The sequence below is a fragment of the Pseudomonas fluorescens genome, from assembly GCF_902497875.1.
Taxonomy (GTDB): domain Bacteria; phylum Pseudomonadota; class Gammaproteobacteria; order Pseudomonadales; family Pseudomonadaceae; genus Aquipseudomonas; species Aquipseudomonas fluorescens_BR.
On the sequence record NZ_CABVHY010000011.1, the window covers coordinates 61162 to 80802 of the forward strand.

Annotated in this window: 17 protein-coding genes; 13 read left to right on the forward strand and 4 right to left on the reverse strand. The window is 59.5% G+C overall.

The genetic code is table 11. The features are described 5' to 3' along the window. Positions 1-75 precede the first annotated feature (75 nt). Entirely contained in the window at positions 76-2184 is a 2109-nt protein-coding gene (locus F8N85_RS12885; protein ID WP_150803983.1) for a molybdopterin oxidoreductase family protein, read from the reverse strand. 135 nt (positions 2185-2319) lie between these two features. Then, positions 2320-2610: a hypothetical protein gene (locus F8N85_RS12890; RefSeq protein WP_150803984.1), complete on the reverse strand. Its 291-nt coding sequence runs from the start codon at positions 2608-2610 to the stop codon at positions 2320-2322. Between the two features lie 417 nt (positions 2611-3027). Between F8N85_RS12890 and argF the strand changes: the two genes are divergently transcribed. Together argF and F8N85_RS12900 are read left to right on the forward strand one after the other, a co-directional pair. Further along, the gene (argF, locus tag F8N85_RS12895) at positions 3028-3948 is read left to right on the forward strand and encodes an ornithine carbamoyltransferase (RefSeq protein ID WP_150803985.1); all 921 of its coding nucleotides are present in this window, start codon (positions 3028-3030) and stop codon (positions 3946-3948) included. After that, the gene (locus tag F8N85_RS12900; protein ID WP_150803986.1) at positions 3945-5054 is read left to right on the forward strand and encodes an ABC transporter ATP-binding protein; all 1110 of its coding nucleotides are present in this window, start codon (positions 3945-3947) and stop codon (positions 5052-5054) included. The genes argF and F8N85_RS12900 overlap by 4 nt, the downstream gene beginning before the upstream one ends. Before the next feature lie 132 nt (positions 5055-5186). Here F8N85_RS12900 and F8N85_RS12905 read toward each other — a convergent pair whose 3' ends face one another. Together F8N85_RS12905 and ybaK are read right to left on the reverse strand one after the other, a co-directional pair. Then, positions 5187-5969: a PhzF family phenazine biosynthesis protein gene (locus tag F8N85_RS12905; protein WP_150803987.1), complete on the reverse strand. Its 783-nt coding sequence runs from the start codon at positions 5967-5969 to the stop codon at positions 5187-5189. Between the two features lie 99 nt (positions 5970-6068). Next, positions 6069-6539, reverse strand: coding sequence for a Cys-tRNA(Pro) deacylase (gene ybaK / locus F8N85_RS12910; RefSeq protein WP_150803988.1), 471 nt, complete (start codon positions 6537-6539; stop codon positions 6069-6071). A gap of 337 nt (positions 6540-6876) precedes the next feature. Here ybaK and F8N85_RS12915 point away from each other — a divergent pair, with 337 nt between their 5' ends. From F8N85_RS12915 to F8N85_RS12965, 11 genes are all read left to right on the forward strand, one after another. Then, positions 6877-7728, forward strand: coding sequence for an MIP/aquaporin family protein (locus F8N85_RS12915; RefSeq protein WP_150803989.1), 852 nt, complete (start codon positions 6877-6879; stop codon positions 7726-7728). Between the two features lie 81 nt (positions 7729-7809). Continuing rightward, positions 7810-9315 carry a glycerol kinase GlpK gene (gene glpK, locus F8N85_RS12920; protein ID WP_150803990.1) on the forward strand — a complete coding sequence of 502 codons (1506 nt, stop codon included), beginning with the start codon at positions 7810-7812 and terminating at the stop codon, positions 9313-9315. A gap of 96 nt (positions 9316-9411) precedes the next feature. Then, complete coding sequence (locus F8N85_RS12925; RefSeq protein WP_150643648.1) at positions 9412-10167, forward strand: DeoR/GlpR family transcriptional regulator; 756 nt, start codon at positions 9412-9414, stop codon at positions 10165-10167. A 394-nt stretch (positions 10168-10561) separates the two neighbouring features. Further along, the gene (gene glpD / locus F8N85_RS12930) at positions 10562-12100 is read left to right on the forward strand and encodes a glycerol-3-phosphate dehydrogenase (RefSeq protein ID WP_150803991.1); all 1539 of its coding nucleotides are present in this window, start codon (positions 10562-10564) and stop codon (positions 12098-12100) included. A 463-nt stretch (positions 12101-12563) separates the two neighbouring features. After that, positions 12564-13478 carry a glutamate/aspartate ABC transporter substrate-binding protein gene (locus F8N85_RS12935; protein ID WP_150803992.1) on the forward strand — a complete coding sequence of 305 codons (915 nt, stop codon included), beginning with the start codon at positions 12564-12566 and terminating at the stop codon, positions 13476-13478. 191 nt (positions 13479-13669) lie between these two features. Next, complete coding sequence (locus tag F8N85_RS12940) at positions 13670-14416, forward strand: amino acid ABC transporter permease (protein WP_150803993.1); 747 nt, start codon at positions 13670-13672, stop codon at positions 14414-14416. Then, positions 14416-15087, forward strand: coding sequence for an amino acid ABC transporter permease (locus tag F8N85_RS12945; RefSeq protein WP_150803994.1), 672 nt, complete (start codon positions 14416-14418; stop codon positions 15085-15087). Before F8N85_RS12940 ends, F8N85_RS12945 begins: the two co-directional genes overlap by 1 nt. Beyond that, positions 15084-15818, forward strand: coding sequence for an amino acid ABC transporter ATP-binding protein (locus F8N85_RS12950; RefSeq protein ID WP_150803995.1), 735 nt, complete (start codon positions 15084-15086; stop codon positions 15816-15818). Before F8N85_RS12945 ends, F8N85_RS12950 begins: the two co-directional genes overlap by 4 nt. Positions 15819-15987: 169 nt before the next feature. After that, positions 15988-17889, forward strand: coding sequence for a sensor histidine kinase (locus F8N85_RS12955; RefSeq protein ID WP_150803996.1), 1902 nt, complete (start codon positions 15988-15990; stop codon positions 17887-17889). Further along, positions 17886-19211 carry a sigma-54-dependent transcriptional regulator gene (locus tag F8N85_RS12960; protein WP_150803997.1) on the forward strand — a complete coding sequence of 442 codons (1326 nt, stop codon included), beginning with the start codon at positions 17886-17888 and terminating at the stop codon, positions 19209-19211. Before F8N85_RS12955 ends, F8N85_RS12960 begins: the two co-directional genes overlap by 4 nt. A 30-nt stretch (positions 19212-19241) precedes the next feature. Then, on the forward strand, positions 19242-19571 hold the full coding sequence (locus F8N85_RS12965; protein ID WP_191636174.1) for a GlpM family protein: 330 nt from the start codon (positions 19242-19244) through the stop codon (positions 19569-19571). Positions 19572-19641: the final 70 nt, after the last annotated feature.

Here is a 19641-nt window from a genome sequence, read left to right on the forward strand (position 1 = left end):
TTGTAACGGAAAGCCGAGCGCCATGCTCGGTCTCACCGACAGAGACGCACTACCGCGCACTTTACCCCTTGGCGATCAGGCCGCCGCCACCTTGACCGGTACTCCATTCAACGCCGCATTGCCCGACAGCTCATCGAGTTGCAGCTCATCCGTCAGGTCATTGGCACTGGCACCCGGCTGGCCGCTGGCGATCCCCATCAGCACGCCTGGCCGCGCATGCCCCCAGCCATGCGGCAGGCTGACCACTCCCGGCATCATCTCGACACTGGCCTGCACCTCGACCTCGATCGCGCCAACCCGCGAGCTGACACGCACCCGCTGCCCATCGCTGAGACCACGGCGGGCCAGATCATCGGGGTGCATCAACAACTGATGACGCGGCTTGCCTTTCACCAGGCGATGATAGTTGTGCATCCAGGAGTTATTGCTGCGCACATGTCGACGGCCAATCATCAGCAACTCGTCAGCCACCGGAGCCTGCAACGCGGCAAACCGTGCCAGGTCCGCCATAATCGCCGCTGGCGCGGCCTGGATGCGCTGATTGGCGGTTTTCAAACGCGGCCCCAGGTTCGCCTTCAGCGGCCCCAGATCGACTCCATGAGGATGGTCGAACAAGGTCGCGACCGACAACTTATGTATCGAAGCATCGCCATACAGGCCCGCACGCAGCCCGCGATCGATCATTTGCGCCGGGGCAATGGTCGGCTTGAGCTCTTTGCCGGTCTTCACGGCAAAGGCTTGTGCGAGGCCGACAAAGATCTCCCAGTCGTGCAACGCACCCTCAGGCTTGGCCAGAATCGCCCGGTTGAAGCGAGTGACATTACGCACCGCGAACATATTGAAGGTGGTGTCGTAGTGATCGTTCTCCAGCGCCGAGGTCGACGGCAGGATCAGATCGGCGTAACGGGTGGTTTCATTGATGTACAAGTCGATACTGAGCATGAACTCCAGCCCGTCCAGCGCCTGCTCCAGTTGCCGGCCATTGGGCGTCGACAGCACGGGGTTGCCGGCCACGGTGATCAATGCGCGAACCTGCCCCTCCCCTTCAGTCAGCATTTCTTCGGCAAGGGCCGACACCGGCAACTCACCGCCATACTCCGGACGCCCCGAGACCCGGCTTTGCCAGAGATTGAAATGCCCACCCGAGGTGGAGGCCACCAGGTCCACCGCAGGTTCCGTGCACAAGGCGCCGCCTACTCGGTCGAGATTGCCGGTCAGCAGATTGATCAGCTGTACCAGCCAATGGCACAAGGTGCCGAACGCCTGGGTAGAAACGCCCATCCGGCCATAGCAGACGGCTTTGTCCGCCGCCGCGAAATCCCGCGCCAACTGACGGATCTGCTCGGCCGTTACGGCGCAGAGCGGGCTCATCGCCTCGGCACTGAACGCCGCGATTGCCAGACGAACCTCATCAAGCCCATCCACCGGCAAATGGCTCTCGCGAGTCAGACCTTCAGCGAACAAGGTATTGAGCAACCCGAACAACAGCGCCGCATCGCCACCCGGACGAACAAAAATGTGCTGATCGGCCATCGCCGCTGTTTCGCTACGCCGCGGATCGACCACGACCACCTTGCCGTCCCGCGCCTGGATCGCCTTCAAGCGTTTTTCCACATCCGGCACAGTCATGATGCTGCCGTTTGAAGCCAACGGATTGCCGCCCAGGATCAGCATGAAGTCGGTGTGATCGATGTCCGGAATAGGCAGCAACAGGCCGTGGCCGTACATCAGGTGGCTGGTCAGGTGATGAGGCAACTGGTCGACCGACGTGGCGGAAAAACGGTTGCGGGTTTTCAGCAGCCCGAGAAAGTAATTGCTGTGAGTCATCAGCCCATAGTTATGCACACTGGGGTTGCCCTGATAGACCGCCACTGCGTTCTGTCCATGACGCTCCTGAATCGCCCCAAGGCGCTCGGCGACCAAGGCAAACGCTGCGTCCCATTCGATCGGCTGCCACTCGTTGCCAACCCTGAGGATGGGCTGGCGCAGGCGATCCGGATCGTTCTGGATATCCTGCAGCGCTACCGCCTTGGGACAGATATGGCCGCGACTGAAGCTGTCCTGCGGATCACCCTTGATCGAGGTGATCTGCACGCCAGCGCCGTCGACCGCAGTGGTTTCGATGGTCAAGCCGCAGATGGCTTCACACAGGTGGCAGGCACGGTGGTGGAGAGTCTTGGTCATGGCCAGTCTCTTTTTATTCGGGCAGCCAGCGAGGCCGCGGGAACAAAACTATGGCGCCAGTCCGGCCACTGCGCCAGCGACGTTCGTCTTGTGAATCGAAGGGCATCAGGCCAACCGATGTCGACCCGCCAAGGCTCAGCCCAGTGACGGTCCCGGTGGTCTTTGCAACTGGATTTCCTGAATGGTTTCGATCTGCTCGTGAGCCATATGGACGCCGGTCAGTTCGCCGATCAGTCGCCAGTGCTCATCAAGCCCGGCACTGATGGTCGCCATGCGATCGATCATGCGGCGACCCGCGGCCTTGGTCACGCCGTCTTCGCTGCGCAGCAACTCGAAGGACATCGAGGTCATGGAGGCAGTGAGGTGGGTCAGGGCGCGAGCCGTGAGTCCCAGCAGTTCCATCAATTGCTGTTCTTTTGCTTCCATTGCAAAAACTCCCTGTTCGCTCGTGAGACCTTTATAGCCCAACACCTTGCATCAGGAAATGCTTGCGTTGGGTCAGCCGTAATCGATCCTGCACGCAAAAGTCTTGGCTGGCGAGCGCAAAACCGACTGTTTGCCTGCATTGTCGGTGCCGTTCGATTGCCAAGGCGCGCGAGGGCAGTGTACAAATGACGGGCTACTGTAAGGAAACAGGCTTCAAAAGCGCTACCGCGACATCCTCGTAGCCCCTCTGAACTCCCCTAAGAACCGTAGCCCTATTGGAAAGACGCGACATTTAATGTCAATATCGCGCCTTCCCCTATTTCGTCGCCCCGTGCGGCTTACGCCGCAGGTCTCGCCCGTTTTTCAGTTAAACAAGGCTTTGAGTATCTGCGGTCTGTTGCAAAAAGGTAGTCAATGATGAGCGCAAGGCACTTTCTCTCCCTGATGGATTGCACGCCCGAAGAGCTGGTCAGCGTGATCCGTCGAGGCGTTGAGCTCAAGGACCTGCGTAACCGCGGCGTACTGTTCGAGCCTTTGAAAAACCGCGTCCTGGGGATGATTTTCGAGAAGTCCTCGACCCGCACCCGGATCTCGTTCGAAGCTGGCATGATCCAGCTCGGCGGCCAGGCGATCTTCCTCTCGCCCCGTGATACCCAACTGGGCCGTGGCGAGCCGATCGGCGACTGCGCCATCGTCATGTCGAGCATGCTCGACGCAGTGATGATCCGTACCTTTGCCCACAGCACCCTGACCGAATTCGCTGCCAACTCCCGCGTGCCCGTGATCAATGGCCTGTCCGATGACCTGCATCCGTGCCAGTTGCTGGCCGACATGCAAACTTTCCTCGAGCACCGCGGTTCGATTCAAGGCAAGACCGTGGCCTGGATCGGCGACGGCAACAACATGTGCAACAGCTATATAGAAGCGGCGATCCAGTTCGACTTCCAGTTGCGCGTTGCCTGCCCGGAAGGCTTCGAGCCCAACCCTGAGTTCGTGGCCAAGGCCGGCGATCGGGTGACTATCGTCCGCGATCCGCAGGATGCCGTGCGCGGCGCCCACCTCGTGAGCACCGACGTCTGGACCTCCATGGGCCAGGAAGAGGAAACCGCCAAGCGCCTCAAGCTGTTCGCGCCGTTTCAAGTCAACCGCGCCCTGCTCGACCTGGCGGATCCGCAGGTATTGTTCATGCACTGCCTGCCGGCCCACCGTGGCGAAGAGATCAGCCTGGACCTGCTCGACGACCAGCGCTCCGTCGCCTGGGACCAGGCGGAAAACCGTCTTCACGCGCAAAAGGCCCTGCTCGAGTTTCTGGTCGAGCCGGCGTATCACCACGCATGAGCCAGACATTACTGCTCAACCTGCGAAACCTGGCCTGCGGTTACCACAACCAACGAGTCGTGCAGAACCTCAATCTGCACCTCAACACTGGGGATATCGGCTGCCTGCTCGGCTCGTCCGGTTGCGGCAAGACCACCACCCTGCGGGCGATTGCCGGTTTCGAACCGGTGCACGAAGGGGAAATCACACTGGCCGGCGAAGTCATTTCCAGCGCTGGTTTCACCTTGGCGCCGGAGAAGCGACGGATCGGCATGGTGTTCCAGGACTACGCACTGTTTCCGCACCTTAGCGTGGCCGAGAACATCGCCTTCGGGATCCGCAAGCATCCGCAAAAGGACCGCGTGACCGACGAGCTGCTCGAACTGGTCAACCTGAAAAGCCTCGGCAAGCGCTTTCCTCACGAGCTCTCAGGCGGCCAGCAGCAGCGTGTCGCACTGGCTCGGGCCCTGGCGCCGGAGCCGCAATTACTCTTGCTCGACGAACCCTTTTCCAATCTCGATGGCGAACTGCGCCGCAAGCTCAGCCATGAAGTGCGGGATATTCTAAAGCTGCGGGGCACCAGCGCGATTCTGGTGACCCACGATCAGGAAGAAGCCTTCGCGGTCAGCGACCATATCGGCGTATTCAAGGAAGGTCGACTGGAGCAGTGGGATACCCCCTACAACCTGTACCACGAGCCGTTTACACCCTTTGTCGCGAGCTTTATCGGCCAGGGTTATTTCATTCGCGGCCAATTGCAGAGCCCTGAATCGGTGCAAACCGAACTGGGTGTATTGCGCGGCAATCGCGCCTACACCTGGCCGACTGGCTGCGCGGTCGACGTGCTGCTGCGCCCGGACGATATCGTCTATGCGCCGGACAGCGAGTTGAAAGCGCGGATCATCGGCAAGACCTTCCTCGGCGCTTCGACCTTGTATCGCCTGCAGTTGCCAACCGGCAGCCTGCTGGAGTCGATCTTCCCGAGCCATGCCGATCATCTGGTGGGCGCCGATGTCGGCATTCGCGTGGCGGCGGAGCATCTGGTGTTGTTCCAGGCGTCCGGCAGCATCGCGGCGCAGATACCACCCGCGGATTCCGGGGTTCGGCGGTACAGCGCCGCCAGCTGAATTTACGCTAAAAGATCGCAGCCTGCGGCAGCTCCTACGCCGATCGAGTACATCCGAAAATTTTCGGGTGTACGCCTATCTTGGAGGAGCTGCCGCAGGCTGCGATCTTTTCAAGGTCTACGCAATATCACATCAACCCAACATCAACTTCCCACTCGCCACCAGCGTCGCATAACCGCCGATCTTCACCCGATCCCCTTCCAGGCGGCAGAACAACTCTCCACCCCGCGCCGAACATTGATACGCCGTCAGGCTCGTCTTGCCCAAACGCTGCGACCAGTAGGGGATCAGGCTGCAATGGGTCGAGCCGGTCACCGGGTCTTCATTGATCCCGATCGCCGGGGCGAAATAGCGCGAGACAAAATCATGCCGACTCCCCCGCGCCGTAACGATCGCACCCGGCCAAGGCAGCCTGGCCAAAGCCGCCATGTCCGGCTTGCAATCAAGCACTGCCTGCTCCGATTCGAGGACCACGAACAACTCGTTGGAACCTAATACATCCACCACTTCCAGACCCAGCGCCCGCTCCACATCCAGGGTCACGCCCACCTCGCGAGGCACCATCGCCGGAAAATCCAGCCACAGCCGATCACCTTCCTTGCTGACACTCAACGGGCCGGACTTGCTGATGAAGCTCAGTTGCTCGAGCGGCTCCTGATACACCTCGAACAAGACGTGGGCACTGGCCAGCGTGGCATGACCACAGAGCGGCACCTCAGTGGTCGGTGTGAACCAGCGGATATGCCAGCCGTGGCTTTCGCGCACCACAAAGGCGGTTTCGGCCAGATTGTGCTCGGCGGCGATTTTCTGCATCAGCTCATCGGCGAGCCACGCATCGAGCCGATAGACCATCGCCGGGTTGCCACTGAATGGCCGCTCACTGAACGCGTCGACCTGATGAAACTCAAGTTGCATGACCACACCTCTCCTTGAATATGCGACAGCGAGCATGCGCCCGGATACGGACCAGGGCTAGCTACAGAGCAGCATCATTTGCGCCATACAGAGCCAGCATCAGGCCCGACCAATATCGGTGAATCTGGCCTGGGTATATTCGGCCAACACCGCTGGTGCCAACTCGACCTCAAGGCCTCGACGCCCGGCGCTGACGAAAATGCTGGTGAAGGATTGCGCACTGTTATCGACGAAAGTCCGCAGGCGCTTCTTCTGCCCCAGCGGGCTGATGCCACCCAGCAGGTAGCCGGTCGCCCGTTGCGCGGCAGCCGGGTCGGCCATCTCGACTTTCTTGACCCCCGCCGCATGGGCCAGCGCCTTCAAATCCAGACTTCCGACGACCGGCACCACCGCGACCAACAATTCACCCTTTTCGCTGGCCGCCAGCAGCGTCTTGAATACCCGGGCTGGATCGAGCCCGAGCTTTTCCGCGGCCTCCAGACCGTAGGAAGCTGCCTTCGGATCATGTTCGTAACTGTGCACTTGATGTTCGGCACGAACTTTTTTCAACAAATCCAATGCAGGTGTCATGGCGGCTCCGACCGAGACCAATGGAGAAAAACGCTGATGCAGGATTCTAGGCCATCGGTAGGGAAAAGGCTCTATTGCGCAGTTGTTACGCGCGGTGACGCTTGTGTTCATGGGTCATCACGCCGCTCATCGAAAACCTTTACCCCCGCCTGGAACATGATCATTCACAGGACTAATAGTTAAAAAATGACCACCGGTTCACTTTCGACCTTTGACATCAGCGTTTCTTGTCTATATTTTTTCGAATCTGAATATGATTAACCCGTTCCAGTTTTGTAGCCCGCAGTAAGCCGACCCTTTCGAGAAGCACCACACAACAACAAAAAAGAGGTTTTCAATGACGACTGCTTTACAACAACCTTCGCTCTCGAGCCAATGCATGGCCGAGTTCCTGGGTACTGCCTTATTGATTTTCTTTGGTACCGGTTGCGTCGCCGCGCTCAAGGTCGCGGGTGCCAGCTTTGGCTTATGGGAAATCAGCATCATCTGGGGCATCGGCGTGAGCATGGCGATCTACCTGACCGCCGGCATTTCCGGCGCTCATCTCAACCCGGCCGTCAGTATCGCCCTGTGCATTTTTACCGATTTTGAAAAGCGCAAACTGCCGTTCTACATCTTCGCCCAGGTCGCTGGAGCCTTTTGCTCGGCGTTGTTGGTTTACACGCTTTACAGCAACCTGTTCTTCGATTACGAACAAACCCATCATATGATCCGGGGCACTCAGGCCAGCCTGGAACTGGCGTCGGTGTTCTCCACCTACCCGCACCCGGCCCTATCCACCGGCCAGGCGTTCCTGGTTGAGGTGATCATCACCGCGGTCCTGATGGGCGTGATCATGTCCCTGACCGATGACAACAATGGCCTGCCACGTGGCCCGTTGGCGCCCTTGCTGATCGGCCTGCTGATTGCTGTTATCGGCAGCTCGATGGGTCCGCTGACCGGTTTTGCGATGAACCCGGCGCGGGATTTCGGACCTAAACTGATGACCTTCGTCGCCGGCTGGGGTGAAATATCCTTCACCGGCGGGCGCGATATCCCGTACTTCCTGATTCCGGTTTTTGCACCGATCATGGGTGCTTGCCTCGGCGCTGCTGCCTATCGTGGGCTGATTGCCCGCCATCTACCCGACGCCACACCCGCGACAAAGGATGCCGAGCACGTCGTCAACGCAAAGATCCAGGCATCTTGAAACAGGCTGCGTGAACGCCGCTGCCCTCCCCGGCCTTTACGCTCGCTGAATTTAAACCCTATTTAGTCCAAGGCAATCGACATGACCGACGCTCAGAATAAGAACTACATCATTGCCCTCGATCAGGGTACGACCAGCTCCCGGGCGATCATTTTCGACCGCGACGCCAACGTGGTCTGTACCGCTCAGCGCGAATTCGCCCAGCATTACCCGCAAGCCGGCTGGGTCGAACACGACCCGATGGAAATCTTCGCCACCCAGAGCGCGGTGATGGTCGAGGCCCTGGCTCAAGCCGGCCTCCATCACGACCAGGTGGCCGCCATTGGCATCACCAACCAGCGTGAAACCACCGTGGTCTGGGACAAGACCACCGGCCGGCCGATCTACAACGCGATCGTCTGGCAGTGCCGGCGCAGCACCGAGATCTGCCAGCAGCTCAAACGCGACGGTCATGAGCAATACATCAGCGAAACCACTGGCCTGGTGACCGACCCGTACTTCTCCGGCACCAAGCTCAAGTGGATCCTCGACAACGTCGAAGGCAGCCGTGAACGCGCGCGCAATGGCGAACTGCTGTTCGGCACCGTCGACAGTTGGCTGATCTGGAAATTTACCGGCGGCAAGACCCACGTCACCGACTACACCAATGCCTCGCGCACCATGCTCTTCAACATCCACACCCTGGAGTGGGATGCGAAGATGCTGAAGGTGCTGGATATCCCGCGCGAGATGCTTCCTGAAGTGAAGTCCTCCTCGGAAATCTACGGCCACACCAAAAGCGGCATCGCCATCGCCGGTATTGCCGGCGACCAGCAGGCGGCACTGTTCGGCCAGATGTGCGTTGAACCCGGGCAGGCGAAAAACACCTACGGCACCGGCTGCTTCCTGTTGATGAACACCGGCGACAAAGCGGTGAAATCCAATCACGGCATGCTCACCACCATCGCATGCGGCCCACGCGGCGAAGTCGCTTATGCACTGGAAGGCGCGGTGTTCAACGGCGGCTCCACCGTTCAGTGGCTGCGCGATGAGTTGAAAATCATCAACGACGCTCACGACACCGAATACTTTGCCGGCAAGGTCAAGGACAGCAATGGCGTTTATCTGGTCCCGGCCTTCACCGGCCTGGGCGCTCCCTACTGGGACCCCTATGCCCGCGGCGCCCTGTTTGGCCTGACCCGTGGTGTACGCGTGGATCACATCATTCGCGCCGCCCTGGAGTCGATTGCCTATCAGACCCGCGACGTACTCGACGCCATGCAACAGGACTCCGGCGAACGTCTCAAAGCTTTGCGCGTTGACGGCGGCGCAGTGGCGAACAACTTCCTGATGCAGTTCCAAGCGGACATTCTCGGCACTCACGTCGAGCGCCCGCAAATGCGTGAAACCACGGCGCTGGGTGCAGCCTATCTGGCGGGCCTGGCCTGCGGCTTCTGGGGCAGCCTGGATGAGCTGCGTGGCAAGGCGGTGATCGAGCGCGAGTTTGAGCCGCAACTGGCGCAAGACGAAAAGGAAAAACTCTACGCCGGCTGGCTAAAAGCCGTGAGCCGCACCCGCGATTGGGAACCCCACGAAGAAGCCAAATAAGCTAGAGCAGGGACTCGTATCTGTATGTAACTGGCCGGGAGTAGATTCCTGCGGCATCATGGGCAAATTTTTGCACGGCAGCCCAAAGGACGCCCCATGAATCTGCCTCCCCGTCAGCAGCAAATCCTCGAACTGGTCCGCGAACGCGGCTATGTCAGCATCGAGGAAATGGCTACGCTGTTCGTCGTTACACCGCAAACCATCCGCCGCGATATCAATCAATTGGCGGAAGTAAACCTGCTGCGTCGCTATCACGGCGGCGCAGCTTACGATTCGAGCGTAGAAAACACCGCCTACGCCATGCGAGCCGATCAAATGCGCGATGAGAAACAACGCATCGCCGAAGCCATCGCCGCGCAGATCCCCGATCATGCCTCACTGTTTATCAACATCGGCACCACCACCGAATCCATCGCCCGGGCGCTGCTCAATCACACCCAGCTCAAGGTGATCACCAACAACCTGCACGTCGCCTCGATCCTCAGCGCCAAGGATGATTTTGAAGTCCTGCTGGCTGGCGGCAATGTGCGCCGCGACGGCGGGGTTGTCGGCCAGGCCAGCGTGGACTTCATCAACCAGTTCAAGGTCGACTTCGCCCTCGTTGGCATCAGTGGCATCGATGAAGACGGCAGCCTGCTGGATTTCGATTATCAGGAAGTCCGGGTTTCCCAGGCGATCATCGCCAATGCCCGACAAGTCATCCTGGCGGCCGACTCCAGTAAGTTTGGTCGCAACGCCATGGTGCGACTGGGACCGATCAGCCTGATCGATTGCCTGGTAACCGATCAGCCACCCGTGCCGGCGCTGGCGCAGTTGCTGAGCCAGCACAAGATTCGGCTGGAAGTGGTTTAACTCTCAAGCTGGACGCGCTCCCTTGTGGCAAGGGAGCTCAGGCGACGACGCGGTCCGTAGCAGCTGCCGAAGGCTGCGTCCGGCTGCGCAGCAGTCGCAAATCTGTAACCACGGTTACCTGTCACACCACAGACGTCTGATTTTACGACCGCTACGCGGCCGGACGCAGCCTTCGGCAGCTGCTACGGGGAATGTGCGAAGCCGGCCTCCCTCGCCACATAGACCGTGCGCCCTTCCTGCCCGCTAAAATGTTCGAAAATTTTCCTTTTGATGCTCTTCGATGAGTATTTTCAATCGAAGTTGGCTGGCCGTGCCCGTGTTTATGCGCTACTATTTTCGAAAATGAACACTAATGTTCGAATTCAAATATTATAAAGAACTCCGAGGCCAGCCGATGCCCACTTCTACCTTGCCTACGCCCCCTCTTGCCGAGGTCTACGATATCGCCGTCATCGGTGGCGGGATTAACGGCGTCGGGATTGCAGCTGATGCCGCCGGTCGCGGCCTGTCGGTGTTCCTTTGCGAAAAGGACGACCTGGCCAGCCACACCTCGTCGGCCAGCAGCAAGCTGATTCACGGCGGCCTGCGCTACCTCGAACATTACGAATTCCGCCTGGTGCGCGAAGCCCTGGCCGAACGCGAAGTGCTGTTGGCCAAAGCCCCGCACATCGTCAAACCGATGCGTTTCGTGCTGCCGCACCGCCCGCACCTGCGTCCGGCCTGGATGATCCGTGCCGGCCTGTTCCTTTATGACCACCTGGGCAAGCGGGAAAAACTCGCCGGTTCCAAGAGTGTGAAATTCGGTGCCGACAGCCCGCTCAAGGCAGAAATCAGCAAAGGCTTCGAATACTCCGATTGCTGGGTCGATGACGCCCGCCTGGTGGTTCTGAACGCCATGGCCGCCCGCGAAAAAGGCGCTCATGTTCACACCCAGACCCGCTGTGTCAGCGCCCGTCGCAGCAAAGGCATGTGGCAGCTGAACCTGGAACGCAGCGACGGCAGTCTGTTCTCGATCCGCGCCAAAGCGCTAGTGAATGCGGCCGGCCCTTGGGTCGCCAAATTCATCCGTGATGACCTGAAGCTGGAATCGCCGTACGGCATCCGCCTGATCCAGGGCAGCCACCTGATCGTGCCGAAACTCTATGACGCGCCGAATGCTTTCATTCTGCAGAACGAAGACCAGCGCATCGTGTTCGCTATTCCGTACCTGAACCATTTCACCCTGATTGGTACCACCGACCGCGAATACACCGGCGACCCGGCCAAAGTGACGATCACCGAAGGCGAAACCGATTACCTGCTCAAGGTGGTCAACGCACACTTCACGAAGCGACTGAGCCGCGAGGACATCCTGCACAGTTATTCCGGCGTTCGCCCCCTGTGTAACGACGAATCCGACAACCCTTCGGCCGTGACCCGCGACTACACCCTGGCCTTGTCCGGCAGTGCTACAGAAGCGCCGTTGCTGTCGGTATTCGGGGGCAAGCTGACGACTTATCGCAAACTGGCTGAATCGGCCCTGGCACAACTGGCGCCGTTCTTTAAAGGCATCAAGCCGAGCTGGACCGCGCAATCGACCCTGCCCGGTGGCGAAGACATGACCACCCCGCAGGCATTGAGCTCGCTGATCCGCGACAAATTCGACTGGGTGCCGACTGAAATCGCCAACCGTTGGGCCACCACTTATGGCAGCCGCACCTGGCGCATGCTGGAAGGCGTGCAAAAACTGAGCGATCTGGGCGAACACATCGGCGGCGGGCTCTATACCCGCGAAGTCGATTACCTGTGCAGCGAAGAGTGGGCGACCACAGCGCACGACATTCTGTGGCGTCGCAGCAAGCTGGGGTTGTTCACCACCCCGGCGGAGCAGGAAAAACTCAAGGATTACCTGAACAAGGTCATACAGAACCGCAGCAAGATCCAAGCGGCCTGATCGGGAATCCGGTTAAAGCCAAGCCCCTGAATCTCACGATTCAGGGGCTTTTTGCATTCTGTCATCCACCCCATATCCATGTGGGAGCGAACCTGCTCCGGGCGGCGTTCCGACGAAAGCGGAGTGTCAGGCAACATCAATGTTGGATCTGTTGGCCTCATCGCGAGCAGCCTCGCTCCCACAGGGGGTATGTGCCAGGCATGAGATTACATTCGGTTTTCCGAACACGACTTGCCGGTCGATTCGGTTAACCGGATTATCCAGAACCCATTTCTTCGCCATAAATATTTAATCCCCTAATAAATCAAGGCTTTGACCAAATACGCCTGGCCTGGCACGACTCATGCTCTACACTCTTGGACGAATGCCTGATGCGCCACCCCATCAGGAGCCTCAAGGCATTTGCAGTACAGAAGGGCCAATGAACTGGCCCCATATAAAAACAATGTCGAGGAAAATTTTGATGCGCATCGTTCCCCATCTTCTGGGCGCAGCTATCGCTGTTGCTCTGATCAGCACTCCAGTTTTCGCAGCCGAGCTCACCGGCACACTGAAGAAGATCAAAGAGTCCGGCACCATCACCCTCGGGCATCGTGACGCTTCCATTCCGTTTTCCTACATCGCGGACGCTTCCGGCAAACCGGTTGGTTACTCTCACGATATCCAGCTGAAAATCGTCGAAGCCATCAAGAAAGACCTGGGCATGCCGGACCTCAAGGTCAACTACAACCTGGTCACTTCGCAAACCCGTATCCCGCTGGTGCAGAACGGCACCGTGGACGTCGAGTGCGGCTCCACCACCAACAACGTCGAGCGTCAGCAGCAAGTTGCCTTCTCCGTCGGCATCTTCGAAATCGGTACCAAGCTGCTGGCGAAGAAAGACTCCCCATACAAAGACTTCGCCGACCTCAAAGGCAAGAACGTCGTGACCACCGCCGGCACCACGTCCGAGCGCATCCTCAAGTCGATGAACGCCGACAAGCAGATGGGCATGAACGTTATCTCGGCCAAGGACCACGGCGAATCCTTCCAGATGCTGGAAAGCGGCCGCGCGGTTGCCTTCATGATGGACGACGCACTGCTCGCCGGTGAAATGGCCAAGGCCAAGAAACCCACCGACTGGGTCGTGACCGGTACGCCACAGTCCTTTGAAGTCTACGGCTGCATGGTCCGCAAGGGCGACGAGCCGTTCAAGAAAGCCGTCGACGACGCCATCGTCGCGACCTACAAGTCTGGCGAAATCAACAAGATCTACGAAAAGTGGTTCATGCAGCCAATCCCGCCTAAGAACTTGAACCTGATGTTCCCGATGAGCGAAGAGCTCAAGGCCCTGATCGCCAATCCGACCGATAAAGCGGCTGACGAAAAGAAATCCTGATTTCTGACTAACCTTATCTCCTGAGAGGGCCACTGCCCTTTCAGGAGGTGGTCACTCCCTGCTGGCATTTTTGGAAACACTCGAACCGGTGATTGTCGAGCCGCTCGGGTGTGCCTGACCGTCAAGGTCGGGCGGGAATGGATCTTCCCCTGGCGGGTACTTGTACATCGATTGATCTGAGGGGAGACCCTATGAATTACAACTGGGACTGGAGCGTGTTCTTCAAGTCCACCGGCGTGGGCAGCGAGACCTATCTCGACTGGTACGTCACCGGTTTGGGCTGGACCATCGCCATCGCCATCGTGGCCTGGATCATTGCCTTGCTGCTGGGCTCGATTCTGGGCGTCATGCGCACCGTACCGAATCGTCTCGTATCGGGCATCGCGACCTGCTACGTGGAACTCTTCCGTAACGTGCCGCTGCTGGTTCAGCTGTTCATCTGGTACTTCCTGGTACCGGATCTGCTGCCGCAAAACCTGCAGGACTGGTACAAGCAGGACCTGAACCCGACCACCTCCGCCTACCTGAGCGTCGTCGTCTGCCTGGGCCTGTTCACCGCCGCACGGGTTTGCGAACAAGTGCGTACCGGTATCCAGGCGCTGCCGCGTGGCCAGGAATCAGCCGCCCGCGCCATGGGTTTCAAGCTGCCACAGGTCTACTGGAATGTGCTTCTGCCCCAGGCCTACCGGATCATCATTCCGCCGCTCACCTCGGAATTTCTCAACGTCTTCAAGAACTCCTCCGTGGCCTCGCTGATCGGCCTGATGGAGCTGCTCGCGCAGACCAAACAGACCGCCGAGTTCTCCGCCAACCTGTTCGAAGCCTTCACCCTGGCAACCCTGATCTACTTCACGCTGAACATGGGCCTGATGTTGCTGATGCGCATGGTCGAGAAGAAAGTCGCGGTACCGGGCCTGATTTCCCTGGGGGGTAAATAATGGACTTCGATTTCAGTGGAATCCTCCAGGCCACGCCGGGCCTGTGGAACGGCATGGTAATGACCCTCAAGCTGATGGCCATGGGCGTTGTCGGCGGGATCATCCTCGGCACGATCCTGGCGCTGATGCGCCTGTCTCACAACAAATGGCTGTCGAACATTGCCGGCGCCTACGTTAACTACTTCCGCTCGATCCCGCTGCTGCTGGTCATTACCTGGTTCTACCTGGCGGTGCCGTTCGTGCTGCGCTGGATCACCGGCGAAGACACCCCGATCGGCGCGTTCGCCTCGTGCATCGTGGCCTTCATGATGTTCGAAGCGGCGTACTTCTGCGAAATCGTCCGGGCCGGCGTGCAGTCGATTCCCAAGGGCCAGATGGGCGCTGCCCAGGCGTTGGGCATGAGCTACGGGCAGATGATGCGCCTGATCATCCTGCCGCAAGCGTTTCGCAAGATGACCCCGTTGCTGCTGCAACAGAGCATCATCCTGTTTCAGGACACCTCGTTGGTCTACGCGGTCGGCCTGGTGGATTTCCTCAATGCTTCGCGCGCCAGTGGCGACATTATCGGCCGCTCCAATGAGTTCCTGGTCTTCGCAGGTCTGGTGTATTTTATAATCAGCTTTGCCGCCTCGCAGCTGGTCAAGCGTCTGCAAAAAAGGTTTGCCGTATGATCTCTATCAAGAATATCAACAAGTGGTATGGCGACTTCCAGGTACTGACTGATTGCAGCACCGAGGTCAAAAAAGGCGAAGTGATTGTGGTGTGCGGGCCGTCCGGCTCCGGCAAATCCACCTTGATCAAGTGCGTCAACGCCCTGGAACCGTTCCAGAAAGGCGACGTGGTGGTCGACGGCACCTCCATTGCCGACCCGAAAACCGATCTGCCAAAGCTGCGTTCGCGGGTTGGCATGGTGTTCCAGCATTTCGAACTGTTCCCGCACCTGAGCATCATGGAAAACCTGACCATCGCACAGATCAAGGTGCTGGGTCGCAGCCAGGACGAAGCCAACAAGAAAGCCCTGCAGCTGCTCGAACGCGTGGGTCTTTCGGCCCATGCCAAAAAGCATCCCGGGCAACTCTCTGGTGGCCAGCAACAGCGTGTGGCGATTGCCCGCGCGCTGGCGATGGACCCGATCGTCATGCTGTTCGACGAACCGACCTCGGCGCTGGACCCGGAGATGGTCAACGAAGTACTCGACGTGATGGTGCAGCTGGCTCACGAAGGCATGACCATGATGTGCGTGACCCACGAAATGGGTTTCGCGCGCAAAGTGGCGGACCGGGTGATCTTCATGGACCAGGGCAAGATCATCGAAGACTGCAAGAAAGAAGAATTCTTCGGTGACATCAACGCCCGCTCCGAACGTGCCCAGCACTTCCTTGAGAAGATTCTGCAGCACTAAAAGCTACACGGCCGCCCCTGTAGGAGCTGCCGCAGGCTGCGATCTTTTGATGTTGGCGCCAGTTCAGGCAACGATTTGCCTGCTGAACAGATCAAAAGATCGCAGCCTGCGGCAGCTCCTACACGGGATTCTCGGGGCTTGTAGTTCTGGTTGACCCAAGGCATCTGTGATGAAATGCGACCCCACTCTTTATCGCGCCGCGCCGCCATCACTTGCCGTGAAACCCCGCCTGATTCGCCATCTGTTCCTGCCGCCACTGGTCATCGCGTTGATGATCGGCTTGGGTTATCTCGGCTTCTGGATCAGCGAACATTATGGAATCCGCACCCTCAGCGAGAACGGCGAGCGTCAACTGGAACTGCACGCCCGCGCCGTCGAAAGCGAAATCAGCAAGTACACCTACCTGCCCAGCCTGCTGGAACTTGAATCCAGTGTCTCGAAGCTGCTGGCCGACCCGTCCCCGGAACACCGGCAGACGGTCAATGATTACCTCGAAGGCCTGAACCGGCGCAGCCGCAGTCGGGCCATCTACGTTATGGATACCACCGGCCGGGTCATGGCCACGAGTAACTGGCGTGACTTCGACAGTTATCTGGGTGAAGACCTGTCCTTCCGCGCCTATTTCCAGAACGCCGTGCGCGGTCAGCCAGGGCGCTTCTATGGGATCGGCAGCACCAGTGGCGAACCCGGTTACTACCTGGCCCACGGCCTGGAAGAACAAGGCAAGATCATCGGCGTCGCAGTGGTCAAAGTGCGCCTCGAAGCCATGGAAGAACGCTGGCAACGGGCGCGTCTGGAGGCCTTCGTCAGTGACGAGAACGGTATCATCATCTTGTCCAGTGACCCGGCGCGAAGACTCAAGGCGGTCCGCCCGCTCAGTGACGATACCAAGGAGCGCCTGGCGCGTAGCCTGCAATACTACTGGTTCCCGCTTAACGAACTGCAGCCGTTGGCCCGCGAGCACTTGGCCGAAGGTGTCGAAAAGCTGACCTTTCCGGCCAACACCGAACTGGAGTCGGACGAACAGGCAATCAGCTACCTGTCGCAGACCCGACCGTTGAGAGATACACCCTGGAACTTCACCCTGCTGACGCCCCTGCAGGACCTGCGTCGCGAAGCCATCAATCAGGGCATCCTGGTGGCAGTGGCGTTTGCCCTGGTGGCGTTTTTGCTGATTGCCTGGAACGAACGGCGCAAGGTCATCGCCACCCGCCTCGCCGCCCGCGAAGCCCTGCAGGAAGCCAACAATCAACTGGAGCGCAAAATCGCCGACCGCACGGCCGACCTGCGCGCCAGCAACGAACGGCTCAAGGGGCAGATTCGCGAACGTCGGCAAGCCGAAGAAACCTTGCGCCGGGCCCAGGATGAACTGGTGCAGGCCGGCAAGTTGGCGGCCATCGGCCAAATGTCCACCAGCATCGCCCACGAACTGAACCAGCCACTGGCGGCCCTGCGCACGCTGTCGGGCAATACCGTGCGCTTTCTTGAGCGCGGCGCGCTGGACACCGCCAGTGCCAACCTCAAGACCATCAACGAGCTGATCGACCGCATGGGCCGCATCACCGCCAGCTTGCGCTCCTTTGCCCGCCGCGGCGATGACCAGGGCCAGGCCAGCCTCGGCAAGGCCATCGACGCCGCCTTGCAATTACTCGGCGGTCGTCTGGAGAGCAGCAAGCTGCAACTGCATCGCGATTTCAGTGACGTGCAGGTGCAGATCGATCAGACCCGGCTGGAACAGATTCTGGTCAACCTGATCGGCAACGCCCTGGATGCCATGCAGGCGCAACCATTGCCAGAGTTGTGGCTGGAAGGCGAAACCAGCGACGGCAAATACCGCCTGCGAGTGCGCGACAACGGCCACGGCATTGACGCCGAGACACGCAAGCATCTGTTCGAACCCTTCTTCACCACCAAGCCCGGCGAACAAGGGCTGGGCCTGGGCCTGACGCTATCGGCAAGCCTGGCCACGGCCACCGGCGGTAATCTGGGCGTCGAACACCCGGCCAGCGGTGGTACCGCCTTCGTCCTCAGTTTACCGTTGGTAAGCCCTACTCAAGTCGAGCCGCTATGAATACCGACCTCACCGTGCTGATCGTCGAAGATGATCCCCATGTCCTGCTCGGCTGCCAGCAAGCCCTGAGCCTGGAAGATATCCCCTGCGTGGGTGTCGGCAGCGCCGAGGAAGCCCTGGCGCAAGTCGGCGACAACTTTGCCGGGATCGTCATCAGCGACATTCGCTTGCCGGGCATCGATGGCCTGGAACTGCTGACCCGCCTCAAGGCCCGTGACCGTAGCTTGCCGGTGGTGTTGATCACCGGCCATGGCGATATTTCCATGGCGGTCGGGGCCATGCAGAAAGGCGCCTATGACTTCATGGAGAAACCCTTCTCTCCCGAGCGTCTGGTGGACGTCGCCCGGCGTGCCCTGGAACAACGCAGCCTGGCCCGCGAGGTCTGGTCGCTGCGTCGACAGCTGGCCGAGCGCGACTCGCTGGAAGGCCGCATCATCGGGCGCTCGCCGGCCATGCAAAACTTGCGTGAGCTGATCGCCAACGTCGCCGACACCTCGGCCAACGTACTGATCGAAGGCGAGACCGGCACCGGCAAGGAACTGGTCGCGCGCTGCCTGCATGATTTCAGCCGGCGTCAGTCCGCGCAATTCGTCGCATTGAACTGCGGCGGCCTGCCGGAAAATCTGTTCGAGAGTGAAATCTTCGGCCATGAAGCCAATGCCTTTACCGGCGCTGGCAAACGACGAATCGGCAAAATCGAGCACGCCCATGGCGGTACACTGTTCCTCGATGAAGTGGAAAGCATGCCGCTGAACCTGCAGATCAAACTGTTGCGGGTCTTGCAGGAAAGAACCCTGGAACGCCTCGGTTCGAACCAGAGCGTGGCCGTCGACTGCCGGGTGATTGCCGCGACAAAATCCGATCTGGATGAGTTGAGTAAAGCCAGCCAGTTCCGCAGCGACCTCTATTACCGACTGAACGTGGTAACCCTGGAACTGCCACCGCTGCGCGAACGCCGTGAAGATATCCTGCAATTGTTCGAACACTTCCTGCAGCAATCATCTCTGCGCTTTGACCGCACCGCGCCGGAACTGGACAACCAGACCCTGTCGAACCTGATGAGCCACGACTGGCCGGGCAACGTGCGTGAATTGCGTAACGTCGCCGAACGTTTTGCCCTCGGCCTGCCTGCTTTCAAAAAGTCCGGCAGCAATGCCAGCCAGGGTTTGGGTTTTGCCGAAGCGGTCGAGGCTTTCGAACGCAACCTGCTCAACGATGCCTTGCAGCGCAGCGGCGGCAACCTGACCCAAGCCAGCCTGGAACTGGGCATGGCCAAGACCACGCTGTTCGACAAGGTCAAAAAATACGGCTTGAACCACTAACCCTGTGCCTGCGAGAAGCCTGTGGATTTATTGTTGAAAGCTGCATTGGGCGCCGCCGTGGTGGTCATTCTGGCCGCCCTGGCGAAAACCAGAAACTATTACATCGCCGGGCTGGTGCCGCTGTTTCCGACCTTTGCGCTGATCGCCCACTACATCGTCGGCAAGGGTCGCTCGCTGGACGACCTGAAGACCACCATCGTGTTTGGCATGTGGTCGATCATTCCCTACTTCGTTTACCTGGCGACCTTGTATGTGATGGTCGATCGTTTGCGTCTGGAGCTATCGTTGGCGGTTGCCACCGTGGCGTGGTTGATGGCGGCGACGGTGTTGGTGACGGTTTGGGTGCGGTTGCACGCCTGACCTGGCCGCTCCGCAATCCCCCAGTGGCGAGGGAGCTTGCTCCCGCCGGCCGGTCCGCGCTCGGGCGCAG